Origin of the sequence: Streptomyces nitrosporeus (assembly GCF_008704555.1) — a bacterium.
Lineage (GTDB): Bacteria > Actinomycetota > Actinomycetes > Streptomycetales > Streptomycetaceae > Streptomyces > Streptomyces nitrosporeus.
Genome location: NZ_CP023702.1, coordinates 7,431,883 through 7,444,457, shown reverse-complemented (window position 1 = coordinate 7,444,457; position 12,575 = coordinate 7,431,883). Strand labels below are relative to the sequence as shown.

The window sequence follows — 12,575 nt, the reverse complement described above, 5'->3', positions numbered from 1 at the left end:
TGCGGGATCACACCTCGGCCCGGGGTCCCTGCCGGGAGGCTCCCCGGAGCCGGCGGACCACCGCCCGGAAGCGCGGGTGCCGTTCGTGCATCTGGGCCGAACGGCGGTCGAGTTCCTCGCCGAGGCGCTCCGTGCGCTTGTCGATGTCGAGTTCGTCGAGGATCCGGTCGACCTCGGCGAGCAGGGCCCCGTGCAGCTGCCACTGCCTCGGGTGCTCCTGGACGTCCTCCAGCAGCAGGTCCGCCACCAGGTCCCGTGTCCTGCGGCTGCGGGCGAGGGCGTCGGCGAGGCGTTCCTCGGCCTCTTCCCCGCTGTCGGCCATCGGCGTGGTGATCATCACCGCGAACCCCTCGACCGCATCGGACATGTGTCCGAACAGTTCGCGCAGCGAATCGGCCACGTCCTCCGGGAAAAGCCTCTCCCCGGTGCGGGCCTTGGCGAGGTCCGTCAGGGTCCGCGTCAGCACACGCAGCACCACGGCGCAGATCTCCAGCGTGTCGAGGCCGGTGCGCAGGACCACCCGGTACAGCAGTCCCTGGCGGACCCGGGGGTTGAGCATCAGGCTCTCCTCGGCCTGCCGCAGCGAGGCGTCGACCTCCACGATGTCGTGGTCGAGCCGGCGGGCCTCGTGCAGCCGTGCGGCGGCCTCGCCGACGGGGTGGCTGCCGCCGATCTCGTCGCCGAGGGCGCGCAGCATGGCGCCCATCCGCTCCCCCAGCCCCCCGATGGAGGCGCCCGCCGTCTCCACCCAGACCGGCGGTGCGAACAGCAGGTTGAACAGCAGTCCGACCCCCGCGCCGATGAGCGTCTCCATGACGCGTTCCAGGGCGGTGTCGGTGACCTGGGAGACGCCGAGGACGAGCATCGCGCTGATCGCGACCTCCGGGACGAACTCGTTGACCCTCACGACGCGCCCGATCAGCAGCGAGGTGAAGATCGTCAGACCCAGGCTCCACCAGCTCAGGCCGACCAGGGAGCTGAACCCGCTGGCGATCAGCACACCGACGACGACCGAGTTGACACGCCGGATACCGGTGGTGAGCGTGGCGTAGAGCGTCACCTGCACCACGAGGAGCGCGGTGAGGGGCGCGGTCAGCGGCGCGGGATGCGGATCGGGCAGCGACCACTGGGCGACGACGAACGCGATGACGGCGGCGGCGGTGGACCGCAGCACCTGGGCCCCGGCGGGCTCCGTGGTGCGCTGGACGAGTTTGATGACGTGCGCGGGCGCTGATACTCCTGGCATTCCATGACGGTGCCCCGTAACGCGGCGTCGCAGTGCCCCGACGGGCGGGCGAACTCCTTACGGACGTACGCACCGCTGCTGCCCGGAGGCTGCGATGCGGGTCCGGCCGAGCGGAGGGATGGTGGACGCATGGCTATTTCACACATCCCCCCGGGTGCTCCGGCCCCGGCACGCAGGCTGACTCCGCCGGGCGAGACGCCCCCGGCCGAAGGGTCCATCAGCGAGGCGCACCAGGAACGCGCGGACGGCGGTGTATGGGAGCACCCGGTGGTCTGGGCGGTCGTGGTGCTGCTCGGTTCGCTGGTGGTCGCCGGCTACTTCGTCGCGCGGATCCTCAGCTTCCCGTGAGCGACGGCGCGACGCTGGACGCGCTGCTGGAACGGCACGGCACGACCTACGCCGAGGAAGCCGGCATCCGGCTGCGGGACACCCCGCAGCCGCTGTACCGGCTCCTGGTGCTCAGCCATCTGCTGAGCGCCCGGATCCGCGCCCCGGTGGCCGTGGCCTCCGCGCGGGCGCTGTCCGCGCACGGTATGCGCTCGCCCCGCCGGATGGCGGACGCGACCTGGCAGCAGAGGGTCGACGCGCTGGGCGAGGGCGGGTACCGCCGCTACGACGAACGGACGGCGACCCAGCTCGGCGACGGCGCGTCGCTGCTGCTCGACGCCTACGGCGGGGACCTGCGGCGTCTGCGCCGGGACGCGGACGGGGACACGGACGCGTTGCGCGCGGCGCTGCGGAGGTTCCCGGGCATGGGGCCGGCGGGCGCGGACATCTTCCTCCGGGAGGTGCAGTCGGTGTGGACCGAGGCGGCCCCCTACCTGGACGCCAAGGCGCTCCAGGGCGCCGAGCGCCTCGGGCTGCCCGCGTCTCCCGCCGGGCTGCTGCGGGCGGCCGGGGACCGGGACCCCGCGGTCCTCGCCGCCGCGCTGGTGCGCGCGGCGCTGGACAAGGAGATCGCCGCCTCGGTCCGCGCCGCACGGTAACGGTCCGCCGCGCCGGGGGCCGGGGGCCGTCGTGGCGGAGCTGCTCAGCGCGGCGGCCTCGGGCGGCCGGGTTTGGCGGACCGGCCCTCCACGAGGGCCCGGCGGATCATGGCGGCGCTCGCCCGTGCGTGCTCCGTCGCCGCCGTACGGTCCGCCGTCGCCGGGACGAAACGGTGGGTCGGCCGCATGCACAGGGCGCACGGGGCGCCGGTACTGATCAGGTACCCGTCCTCGCACTGCGGCTCGGTGCAGCGGCCGGGTCCGACCAGCGCCTCGGCGATCTCCTGGGGGGCCCAGCGGCGCCGGCCGTCCTCGTCCTTCTCGTGCAGCGCGTGCGACCAGCGGACGTTCCAGCGGCGCTCCACCCGCTCCAGGAGCTGGTCGGCGGTGCGCCTGCCGAGCTCCTGGTGGACCAGTTCGTGCACGGAGCGCGGGGTGCGGTGGGCGAGTGCCTGGAGCAGGGGCTGCGGCAGCGCCTGGAGCACGTAGCCGACCGGGTCGCGGCCCGCGCGCTCCTTCCACCGGCGGCAGGGGCAGGGGCCCTCGGCGGCGACCGGCTGTCCGCAGCGCCCGCAGCGCCCGCGGCACTGGGCGCAGAGGCCGTCGTCGAGACCGTCCAGGTGCGGCGCGGGGGCGCGTCCGCAGTCCCGGCAGCAGGAGGCGCAGTGACCGCAGAGGCGTTCCTCGCCCTGTCTCGTCGACCACTGCCGCTGCTGGCAGCGGCAGCACAGGGCGCTGTTGCAGTGCTCGTGGTGGGCGGCGCCGGAATGCCGTCCGGGTGGCGGGAATGACATCGCTGTGCTTCTCCTGGTGCGTGGCGGGGACCGCCCGGGTCCAGGCCGTGCCGGCCGGACCGGAAGGGGCCCGCGGACGACGGTACCGCCCCTCGCCGCCGCATGCGGCACCCGTCCGTGATCCGCCCCGCCCTCCCGTGTCCGGGGGGCGCTCCGGCTCACGGGTGCAGGCCGCTGACCACGTTCGCGGTCGCGGTGATGCCCTCGTGGATGGTGGGCGCCATGCGGGTACTGGCCAGGAGGAATCCGAGCAGGACACAGACGATGGCGTGCGAGACCTTGAGGCCTCCGTTACGCAGGAAGATCACTGCGAGAAGCAGCAGAAGCAGCACCAATGAGATCGAGATGACCACGCCAACCTCCTCCGCCGCGCCGGATTTGCGGCATTCGGCCGCCAGTGTGTCGGAGCGGGAGGCCCGTCCGGCACACGGCACGTCGGCCGAACGGGTGTTGACGCACCGTGACCGGTTTGGGCCGCCGGACCGGTTCAGCGGTCGTGGCGGCCGCCGTGTCCGCGGCTTCGCAGAAAGGCTTCGAGGCCCGCCAGGTCGTCGGTGTTGAGGTGGTCGACGCCTGCCGCGAGCAGTTCGGTCCACACGGCGTCGCGCTCGGGGCCCGCGGTGTCGGGTGTGGACCAGAACCGTACGCGCCTGCCGTGCGTGTGCGCGGTGGAGACGAGGGCGTCCAGCCGGGCGCGTTCGGCCGCGGGGAAGGGGCCGGCGCCTTGCCAGGCGAAGGTCTGTGTCCAGTTCGCGCTGACGAGGGGCACGAAGGAGGCGGGGGCCGGGGTGCCCAGGTCGTCGAGCCGGCCGTCGTAGAAGGCGTACCGGGTGGCCTGCGCCTCCATGGGGACGCGGGCGGCGCGGTCCCCCGAGACGACGGGGGTGACGGCGCCGGGGCGGACCCGGCCGTGGTGGCAGCTGGTCAGCATGGTCCGGTGGCGCCGCAGCAGCCGGTCGAGTGCGAGGTAGGCGGCCACGCCGTCGGCCTTGATGTCGATCAGGAGCCGCAGCGGAGCGGGGTATCCGGCGTGAACGGTCCCCCGGTTCGCCCGGACCCGTTCCTGGAGCGGGTCGAGATAGAGGGAGGCGAGGGTCCGGGCCGGGTCGAGACCGCTCGCCTCGTGGGCCACGAGGAGTTCGCCGTCCACGAGGAAGACGTCGGCCTCGACGCTGGTGAAGCCGTGGTCCAGCGCGTCGTGGAGCGGGCGGGGGTGGAGGTAGTCGTTGTGCGCGTGGGCGTGGGCCAGCGGGCGCGGCCCCCGCGGCCGGGCGGGCGTCGCGGCGGCGGACGGGGCGGGGACGAAGGCGAGGGCAGCGGCGGTTGCGAGGGTGGCGGTGACGGTTGCGCGGCGGGTCGGGTATGCCATGGGGGTCTCCCTGTATCGGCGTGGGGGCGCGCATGACCGGCGCGCTTCCCCGACGGCTCCGGGGCCGCGCCCGACGCATGACGAGTATGGGGCCCGTCCGCCCTGTCGGGCAGGTACCTGCCAAGAGTTGGGGTGGATGTCGTCCGCCCGCCGCCGGTGCCGTCCCGGGTGTTTCCCCGCCCCGGCGCCCGGCCGGACACGGGGCGGCCTGCCCCGGTCGCGTCCCGGCCGGCCCCCGGGGACGGCCCCCGGTCGCGTCCCGGCCGGACGCGGGGCTGTCCGCCGCCGCGGTGTCCCGGTCCACGCGCCGGAGCGGGACACCCACCGTGGTGTGTCCCGCTCCGGGTCGAACCGTGCGCGGCCGTTACGGTGCGGGCAGCTCCGTCAGACGGGCGACGGTCTCGTGGTGGCGGCCCGGGGTGCCGTACGCGGTCGAATCGGCCTTGGCCCGCTTCAGATACAGGTGCGCGGGATGCTCCCAGGTCATGCCGACCCCGCCGTGCAGCTGGACGCACTCCTCGGCCGCGTGGACCGCGACCTTCGAGCAGTAGGCCTGGGCCACCGCCACGGCGAGCGGTGCGTCGGGGGCGCCGGCCGCGAGCGCGTCGGCCGCGTTGCGGGCGGCGGCACGGGCTGAGACGACCTCCAGCCAGAGCTGCGCCATCCGGTGCTTGAGCGCCTGGAAGGAGCCCACCGGGCGGTTGAACTGGTGGCGTTCGCGGGTGTGCCGGACGGTTTCGGTCAGACACCACTCGGCGATCCCGAGCTGTTCGGAGGCGAGGAGTCCGGCACCGGACAGGAGTCCCCGCTCCACCGCCACCGCCGCGGGCCCGGCCTCCGCGAGGAGGGCGCCCGCGGCACCCGCGAGGGTCACCGAGGCGAGCGGCCGGGTCAGGTCGAGGGGGACGAGCGGCTCGACGGTGACGCCGGTGCCCGCGGTGCCGACCGCGTACAGCCCCTCGGCGGTGGGCACCAGCAGGACGTCGGCGGCGGCCGCGTCGGCGACGGTGGTGACCGTACGCTCCAGGCCGCCGGCCATCGCGGCCCGGGCGCCGGCGGGCGGGGTGGCGAACGGCAGCGCCAGGACGGCCGTACGGCGCCCCGCCGCCAGGTCCGCCAGGAGTTCACCGGCCGGACCGCCCAGCGGATCGAGGGCGAGCAGGACCTCGGTCGCGACGACGGAACTGGTCAGGTAGGGGGCGGGCACGACGCCGCGGCCGAGCTCCTCCAGGACGACGGCCGCCTCACGGTGCCCGGCGCCCTGTCCGCCGAGCTTCTCCGGTACGAGCAGTCCGGCGGCCCCGATCCCTGACGCGAGGGAGGCCCACAGTTCCTGGTCGTACGGAGTGGCGGACTCGGTCGCGGCGATCACCGCCGGCGCGTCGGCGCGCGCGGTGAGCAGGGAGCGCACCGCGGAACGCAGGTCCTCCTCGGCCTCGGAGTAGAGCAGGTCGGGGGCGTGCGCGGTCTCGGGCTGTGCGCTCATCGGGCGAGGTCCTTCCAGGCGACGTCCTTGTCGTTACGCGGTTCCGCGGGCAGGCCGAGGACGCGCTCGGCGACGATGTTGAGCAGGACCTCGCTCGTCCCGCCCTCGATGGAGTTGCCCTTGGAGCGCAGGTAGCGGTACCCGGCGTCGCGCCCGGTGAAGTCCACGATCTCGGGGCGGCGCATGGTCCAGTCGCCGTACAGCAGTCCCTCGTCGCCCAGCAGTTCGACCTCCAGGCCGCTGATCTCCTGGTTGAGGCGGGCGAACGCCAGCTTCATGCCCGAGCCCTCGGGGCCGGGCTGACCCGCGACGAGCTGCTGGCGCAGCCGTTCGCCGGTGAGCCGGGCGACCTCGGCCTCGACCCAGAGGGTGAGCAGGCGCTGGTGGAGGTCGTGGGTGCGCAGTCCGGGGTGTTCGCGCCAGGTCTTCGCGACGGTGCCGATCATGCCCCCCTCGCGGGGGATACGGGCGCCGCCGATCGAGACGCGCTCGTTCATCAGGGTGGTCTGGGCGACCTTCCAGCCCTCGCCCACCGGCCCGAGGCGATGGCTGTCGGGGATGCGTACGCCGGTGAGGAAGACCTCGTTGAACTCGGCCTCGCCGGTGATCTGCCGCAGCGGCCGGACCTCGACGCCGGGGTCGGTCATGTCGCAGACGAAGTAGCTGATGCCGCGGTGCTTGGGCAGGCCGGGGTCGGTACGCGCGATGAGGATGGCCCAGCGGGCCACATGGGCGCTGGAGGTCCACACCTTCTGTCCGTCCACCACCCAGTCGTCGCCGTCCCGGACGGCACGGGTGCCCAGCGCCGCGAGGTCGGATCCGGCCCCCGGCTCGCTGAAGAGCTGGCACCAGACCTCCTCCCCCAGCCACAGGGGCCTCAGGAAGCGCTGCTTCTGCTCGTCGGTGCCGTAGCCGAGGATGGTGGGCGCGGCCATGCCGAGGCCGATGCCGATGCGGCGCGGGTCGTTGTCGGGGGCGCCTGCGGCGGCCAGTTCCGCGTCGGCCACGGCCTGCAGGGAACGCGGGGCGCCGAGTCCGCCGAGTCCGGCCGGGTAGTGCACCCAGGCCAGTCCGGCGTCGAAGCGGGCCCGGAGGAACTCGGCCCGGCCGGTGGTGGCGGGCGGGTGGGCGGCGAGCAGGTCCTGGGTGCGCCGGCGGATGGCGTCGGCGTCGGTGGCGGCGGTCATCGGGTCCCTCCCGGGGGCAGTACGACGATGCGGCCGGTGCTGGTGCCGTCGGCGACACACTGGACGGCCTCGGCGGCCCCGGCCATCGGGACACGCTCACTGACCAGCGGCTTCACGATCCCCTGCGCGGCGAGTGCGGCGAGTTCGTCGTGGCAGGCGCGCACGGCGGCCGGGTCGTGGGTGTTGTACAGGCCCCAGTGGAGCCCGACGATCGAGTAGTTCTTCACCAGCGCGTGGTTCAGACCCGGAGCGGGGATGGTGCCGCTCGCGAAGCCGACGACCAGGACGCGGCCCTCGAAGGCGATGCACTTCACGGACTTGGCGTAGGCGTCCCCGCCGACCGGGTCGTAGACGACGTCCGCCCCGCGCCCGCCGGTGGCCTCCTTCACGGAGGCGACGATGTCCTCGCTGTGGCGGTCGATGACCAGGTCGCAGCCGAGTTCCCGGGCGGTCGCGGCCTTGGCGGCCCCTCCGACGACGCCGATGACGGTGGCGCCGGCCGCCTTTCCGAGCTGTACGGCGGCGCTGCCGACGCCACCGGCCGCCGCGTGCACGAGCAGCGTCTCGCCGGGCTGCAGACGGGCGCGGCGGTGGAGTCCGAACCAGCCGGTCTGGTAGCCGATGTGCAGGGCGGCGGCCTCCGCGTCGTCCAGGGCGTCGGGTGCGGGCAGCAGGGCCGCCTCGTCGGCGACGACGTACTCGGCGAAACCGCCCCGGGGCAGGGCCGGGGTGGCCAGCACCCGCCGGCCGTCCTCCGTCTCGCCGCAGACCTCCACGCCGGGGGTGAACGGCAGCGGGGGCCGGACCTGGTACTGGCCGCGGCAGAGCAGCGCGTCGGGGAAGTTGACGTTCGCCGCGCGCACCTTGAGCAGCACCTGGCCCTCGGCCGGGACCGGGAGGTCCGCCTCCTCCAGCTTCATCACCTCGCCCGGTTCACCGTTCCGGTGCACTCGCCATGCCTGCATGAGGGGCCCTCCAACACTGTCGGCATTACCACTGCTCCGGCGCATACTAAGCGGTCGCTTGCCTCTCTGGGAACACCTTCGGGCGAGCGGAGGCGCACACGTTCAGGAGCGTTTCGGTTTCGCCCGTACGTGCATGCGCTCGCCCTGCGGGCCGAAGAGGCTCAGGAACTCGACCGGGTCGTCCCCCACGGGGCCGAACCAGTGCGGCAGCCGGGTGTCGAACTCGGCGGCCTCGCCGGGCCCCAGCACCAGGTCGTGCTCGGCGAGGAGCAGCCGGAGCCGGCCGGAGAGCACGTAGAGCCACTCGTACCCCTCGTGGGTGCGCTGCTCGCAGGCGTCGCCCGGCACCTTCTCGTGGATGACCTTGTACGCCTGGAGGCCGCCGGGCCTGCCGGTCAGCGGGAGGGAGGTCTTGCCCCCGTGCACGATGGGTTTCGCCCTGACCCTGGGATCCCCGACGGGCGGCGCCCCGACGAGGTCGTCGAGCGGCACCTCGTGGGCCCGGGCGACGGGCAGCAGGAGCTCCAGGCTGGGGCGCCGGCCGCCCGATTCCAGTCTGGACAAGGTGGACACGGAGATGCCGGTGGCCTCGGAGAGCGCGGCGAGCGTGACACCGCGGTCCTTGCGGAGCCTGCGCAGCCGGGGGCCGACTCCGGCGAGCACGGCGTCGAGTTCGGGGTCTTCCTGACTCTGTTCCTTCATCCGCCCATTGCATTTTCGGCAAGCCGGTTTGTCAATCACGCGGGCCGGCGGGGCCGCCGGGCACCCGGCGGCCCGGTACGGGAGGGGTTCCGCGGGCGGGCAGGGCCCGCGCGGCGGACGGGTGGACGGCCCCCGGGCCCCGCCGGTCCAGGCCCCCACCGCCGCGGCGCAGCCGGACCCGAGGCCACCGGGGCGGGCGACGGCCGCGAGCGCCCGCCGCCGGTCCGCGGGCGCGGGCCCCAGCCGCTCCGTCACGGCCGGCGGGCCGGCCTCTCCGGGAACGGGACGGAAGAACGCGTTCCGGGCGCGGAGCGGGGTAGGCGGGCACCGTCACCCCGGGCCGGACGGGGCCCGGCCCCGGACCGCGGTCCAGCCGCCGGACACCGAACCGCCCGGCCGGGCCGTACGGCCATCCGGCCTCAGCCCGGAAAATACCCCTAGGGGTATGCTGGGGAGAGTCGGGTGCGCAGAGGCCCCGCCTCTCCCCCGCGTCGGCGAACGAAAGGAACCCACTCGTGACCAGCCCCGCCGCCCTCTCCCCCGCCCAGGCCGCGGAACGCCTGGAGGAGTTCACCGTGGTGGATGTGCGGGCGCCCGGAGAGTATGCCTCCGGCCATGTGCCCGGCGCCCTGAACGTCCCTCTCGACCGGCTCCAAGAGGCGGTTCCCGCCCTGAAGTCCGCTTCCGCCCGCGGAGCCCTGCTGGTGGTGTGCGCCTCCGGCGCGCGTTCCGTCCAGGCCTGCCAGATCCTCGCCGAGGCCGACATCGAGGCCAGCACGCTGGCCGGCGGGACCTCCGCCTGGCAGAGCGACGGCCACGGCCTGGAACGGCCCCAGGGGGGCCGGGCCGTCTGGCCGATGGAACGCCAGGTGCGCTTCGCGGCGGGCTCGCTGGTGGTGGCGGGCCTGCTCGCCGGACGGCGCCTGCCGGCCGCACGCTGGCTGTCGGCCGGTGTCGGCGCCGGGCTCGTCTACTCGGCGGTGAGCAACACCTGCGGCATGGCGGCGGCGCTCTCCAGGCTCCCGCACAACCGCGCGCCGCGCACCGCCGCCGGCCTGGACGCCACGCTGGCCGTCCTCCAGCGCTGACCGACCGCCCGGGGCGGGCCGGTGCCCGCCCGCCCCGGGGCCGGGCCTACCGGTCGCTCTCGCCCCGCACGAGGCCGAGCAGCCGGTCCAGCACGCGCGGGCCGCTCGCGCGGAGCCCGTCGTGCTCGAACTCGCTGGTCACCCAGGTGCGCAGGCCCCGGATCGAGGCCGCGGTGCGCAGCGCGTGGCCCGTGTCCACGTACATGTCGTCGTGGTACACGGCGGCGGCGACGGGTACGTCGTTGGCCGCCAGCCGCTCCATGTCGTACAGGGCGGGCCAGTCGGTGCGGGCGGCGAGCAGTCCGGCGGTCTCGCGCAGCGGGCGCAGGGCCGGGTCCACCTCGAAGTGCCAGGGGTGGACGCTCTCGCCGGTGAACAGCACCGGTCCTTCGCCGGCCAGCGCGGCGGCGGCGTCGAACTGCGGGAACTCCGCGCGGATCCGCTCGGCGGACCAGGCGGTGGGGCGGTCGCCCTGTCCGTAGATCGCCTCGTGCATCACGGCGTACAGCGGGTGGCCGGCGAAGGAGTTCGCCGTCCGGACGGCTTCCTGGAAGGCGTCGGAGAGTTCGGTGCCGTGCGGTCCGGTGACGAAGGCGTTCTCCAGGAGGTGGTGGAGCTGATGGCTGCCGTCGGCGCCGCCCAGCATGATGCCCAGTGACTGGAAGCTCTCCGGGGTGAGCCGGTACCCGGCGCTCTCGGGGCGGTGCTCGGCGAGGTACGCCGTGATCGCGCGGGCCCGTGCGACGTCCTGGGGGTAGCGGGCGTAGTGGGCGGCCACCTTGCGCTCGATCCGGGGGTACGCGGCGCGGTAGACGTCGTCGGCGTGGCCGTCCAGCGAGGGCAGCCCGCCGGTGATCAGGACCTCCTCCAGGCCCTCGGGCGCGGCCGAGAGGTAGTGGACGGCGCAGAAACCGCCGAAGGACTGCCCCAGCACCGTCCAGGGCTTGCCGCCGGCGAGCCGGTGGCGGACGAGTTCGCAGTCACGGACGATGCTGTCGGCGCGGAAGTGGGCCAGATAGGCGGCCTGCTCCCGCGGGCCGCCGCGCAGCGGCAGCGTCTGGCGGTTGGCGGGGGTGGAGAGGCCGGTGCCGCGCTGGTCCAGGAGCAGCACCCGGAACTCCCGCACGGCCCGGCCGATCCACGCCTCGGTGCCGATGAAACGGCGGGCCCCGAAACCGGGACCGCCTTCCAGGTAGAGGAGCCAGGGCAGCGTCCCGTCGCCGGCCCGGGAGGCGGCGACGGCTTCCCGGGCGTAGATCTCGATCGTCTCGCCGCCCGGGTCGCCGTGGTCCAGCGGGACCGTGAAGCGGTGGTCGGTGAGAACGAGGCCGGGCCGGCGATAGCTGTTCACGTGTACTCCTGATATCCGGTGATTCCCGGACAGTCCAGCACACGCCCCCGGTCCGGCCGCCCCCGGCCCGTGCCCGCCTGCCCCCGGCCGGCTCCCGGGGCCCCGGCCCGTGGCGCCCGCGTCCGGCGGCGCACCGTACGGCGCCGCGCGCTGATCCACCGGGAACGGCGGGGCAGCCCTTAGCGTGCATCCATGATCCGGTTCGAGCAGGTCGGCAAGGTCTATCCCGACGGGACCCGCGCGGTCGACGGCCTGAGCTTCGAGGTGGAGCGGGGTGAACTGGTCACCCTGGTCGGCCCTTCGGGCTGCGGGAAGACCACCACGATGATGATGGTGAACCGGCTGATCGAACCGACGTCGGGCCGGATCCTGGTGGACGGCGAGGACGTCTCCGGCATCGATCCCGTACAGCTGCGGAGGCGGATCGGCTACGTCATCCAGCAGGCCGGCCTCTTCCCCCACCGGACCGTACTGGACAACACGGCGACCGTCCCCCTCCTCGTCGGCTGGAAGCGCGCCCGGGCGCGGGAGCGCGCGGCCGAACTGCTCGACCTGGTGGGCCTGGACCCGAAGACGTACGGTCCGCGCTACCCGGCCCAGCTCTCCGGGGGGCAGCGGCAGCGGGTGGGAGTGGCCCGGGCGCTGGCCGCCGATCCGCCCGTACTGCTGATGGACGAGCCGTTCGGCGCGGTGGACCCGGTGGTGCGCGAGCACCTGCAGAACCAGTTCCTCGCGTTGCAGGCGAGGGTCGGGAAGACCGTGCTGCTGGTGACGCACGACATCGAGGAAGCGGTGCGGATGGGCGACCGGATGGCCGTGTTCGGGCAGGGGCGGATCGAGCAGTACGACACGCCGGGCGCGGTCCTCGGCGCGCCCGCGACACCGTACGTCGCACGGTTCGTGGGCGCCGACCGCGGGCTGAAGCGGCTCTCGGTCACCGCGGTCGAGCCCGACGACCTGGAGGAGCCGCCGACCGCGCGGCTCGACGAGCCCGCGCACACGGTGGCCGCGCGGCTCGACGGCCTGGGCGCGCGCTGGGCCGTCGTGCTGGACGGGGACGGCGAGCTGCACGGGTGGGTGTCGGCCGACGCCTTGCGGGACGCCGGGGAGGGAGGGACGGTGAGCGGTCCGGCCCGGCGCATGGACGCGTGGGTGCCGGTAGGCGCGCCGCTGAAGCAGGCGTTCGGCGAGATGCTGCAGCACGACGCGGGGTGGGTGGCCGTGCTCGACGGGGCGCGCTTCCTCGGGGTGCTCACCCCGGCGAAGCTCCATGAGGCGCTGAGGCGTTCGGTCGACGCGGACGCGCGGGGGGTCGGCCGTGACGACGTCCGGTTCGACTCGGTCGCGGACGTGTAGGGGGACCGTACGGATGACCGGGCGGGCACGGGCGTGAGGCAGGGG

General features: G+C 74.5%; 13 protein-coding genes. 4 read left to right on the top strand and 9 right to left on the bottom strand.

What is annotated here, in order from left to right:
• Positions 1–7: 7 nt before the first annotated feature.
• Positions 8–1,246, bottom strand: a complete 1,239-nt coding sequence (locus tag CP967_RS33125) for an FUSC family protein (protein ID WP_150491508.1) — start codon at positions 1,244–1,246, stop codon at positions 8–10.
• 129 nt (positions 1,247–1,375) lie between these two features.
• On the opposite strand from CP967_RS33125, the gene CP967_RS33120 reads away from it, so the two are divergent.
• Both CP967_RS33120 and CP967_RS33115 read left to right on the top strand, forming a co-directional pair.
• Complete coding sequence (locus tag CP967_RS33120; protein ID WP_150491507.1) at positions 1,376–1,594, top strand: DUF6480 family protein; 219 nt, start codon at positions 1,376–1,378, stop codon at positions 1,592–1,594.
• Positions 1,591–2,232, top strand: coding sequence for an HhH-GDP family DNA glycosylase (locus tag CP967_RS33115; RefSeq protein ID WP_150491506.1), 642 nt, complete (start codon positions 1,591–1,593; stop codon positions 2,230–2,232). Before CP967_RS33120 ends, CP967_RS33115 begins: the two co-directional genes overlap by 4 nt.
• Positions 2,233–2,276: 44 nt before the next feature.
• On the opposite strand, the gene CP967_RS33110 is transcribed toward CP967_RS33115, so the two are convergent.
• The 7 genes from CP967_RS33110 to CP967_RS33080 form a co-directional block, all read right to left on the bottom strand.
• Positions 2,277–3,026, bottom strand: coding sequence for a hypothetical protein (locus tag CP967_RS33110; protein WP_150491505.1), 750 nt, complete (start codon positions 3,024–3,026; stop codon positions 2,277–2,279).
• Between the two features lie 158 nt (positions 3,027–3,184).
• Positions 3,185–3,379: a hypothetical protein gene (locus tag CP967_RS33105; protein WP_150491504.1), complete on the bottom strand. Its 195-nt coding sequence runs from the start codon at positions 3,377–3,379 to the stop codon at positions 3,185–3,187.
• A gap of 134 nt (positions 3,380–3,513) precedes the next feature.
• Complete coding sequence (locus tag CP967_RS33100) at positions 3,514–4,395, bottom strand: phosphatidylinositol-specific phospholipase C/glycerophosphodiester phosphodiesterase family protein (protein WP_150491503.1); 882 nt, start codon at positions 4,393–4,395, stop codon at positions 3,514–3,516.
• Positions 4,396–4,759: 364 nt separating this feature from the next.
• Positions 4,760–5,881, bottom strand: a complete 1,122-nt coding sequence (locus tag CP967_RS33095; RefSeq protein WP_150491502.1) for an acyl-CoA dehydrogenase family protein — start codon at positions 5,879–5,881, stop codon at positions 4,760–4,762.
• On the bottom strand, positions 5,878–7,068 hold the full coding sequence (locus CP967_RS33090; RefSeq protein WP_150491501.1) for an acyl-CoA dehydrogenase family protein: 1,191 nt from the start codon (positions 7,066–7,068) through the stop codon (positions 5,878–5,880). Before CP967_RS33090 ends, CP967_RS33095 begins: the two co-directional genes overlap by 4 nt.
• A complete protein-coding gene (locus tag CP967_RS33085) occupies positions 7,065–8,033 on the bottom strand; it encodes an NADPH:quinone oxidoreductase family protein (RefSeq protein WP_150491500.1) in 969 nt (322 codons plus the stop codon). The genes CP967_RS33090 and CP967_RS33085 overlap by 4 nt, the downstream gene beginning before the upstream one ends.
• Before the next feature lie 102 nt (positions 8,034–8,135).
• Positions 8,136–8,735, bottom strand: a complete 600-nt coding sequence (locus tag CP967_RS33080; RefSeq protein ID WP_150491499.1) for a helix-turn-helix domain-containing protein — start codon at positions 8,733–8,735, stop codon at positions 8,136–8,138.
• 515 nt (positions 8,736–9,250) lie between these two features.
• Here CP967_RS33080 and CP967_RS33075 point away from each other — a divergent pair.
• Entirely contained in the window at positions 9,251–9,823 is a 573-nt protein-coding gene (locus CP967_RS33075; protein ID WP_150491498.1) for a rhodanese-like domain-containing protein, read from the top strand.
• A gap of 46 nt (positions 9,824–9,869) precedes the next feature.
• Here CP967_RS33075 and CP967_RS33070 read toward each other — a convergent pair whose 3' ends face one another.
• Entirely contained in the window at positions 9,870–11,174 is a 1,305-nt protein-coding gene (locus tag CP967_RS33070) for an alpha/beta fold hydrolase (protein ID WP_150491497.1), read from the bottom strand.
• Between the two features lie 192 nt (positions 11,175–11,366).
• Here CP967_RS33070 and CP967_RS33065 point away from each other — a divergent pair, with 192 nt between their 5' ends.
• Positions 11,367–12,530: an ATP-binding cassette domain-containing protein gene (locus tag CP967_RS33065; protein ID WP_150491496.1), complete on the top strand. Its 1,164-nt coding sequence runs from the start codon at positions 11,367–11,369 to the stop codon at positions 12,528–12,530.
• Positions 12,531–12,575 lie beyond the last annotated feature (45 nt).

Excerpts from the sequence above, each read along its gene's own strand:
- CP967_RS33125 (WP_150491508.1), bottom strand. The coding sequence starts at position 1,246 with ATGCCAGGAGTATCAGCGCCCGCGCACGTCATCAAACTCGTCCAGCGC.
- CP967_RS33120 (WP_150491507.1), top strand. The coding sequence starts at position 1,376 with ATGGCTATTTCACACATCCCCCCGGGTGCTCCGGCCCCGGCACGCAGG.
- CP967_RS33110 (WP_150491505.1), bottom strand. The coding sequence starts at position 3,026 with ATGTCATTCCCGCCACCCGGACGGCATTCCGGCGCCGCCCACCACGAG.
- CP967_RS33100 (WP_150491503.1), bottom strand. The coding sequence starts at position 4,395 with ATGGCATACCCGACCCGCCGCGCAACCGTCACCGCCACCCTCGCAACC.
- CP967_RS33095 (WP_150491502.1), bottom strand. The coding sequence starts at position 5,881 with ATGAGCGCACAGCCCGAGACCGCGCACGCCCCCGACCTGCTCTACTCC.
- CP967_RS33090 (WP_150491501.1), bottom strand. The coding sequence starts at position 7,068 with ATGACCGCCGCCACCGACGCCGACGCCATCCGCCGGCGCACCCAGGAC.
- CP967_RS33085 (WP_150491500.1), bottom strand. The coding sequence starts at position 8,033 with ATGCAGGCATGGCGAGTGCACCGGAACGGTGAACCGGGCGAGGTGATG.
- CP967_RS33080 (WP_150491499.1), bottom strand. The coding sequence starts at position 8,735 with ATGAAGGAACAGAGTCAGGAAGACCCCGAACTCGACGCCGTGCTCGCC.
- CP967_RS33065 (WP_150491496.1), top strand. The coding sequence starts at position 11,367 with ATGATCCGGTTCGAGCAGGTCGGCAAGGTCTATCCCGACGGGACCCGC.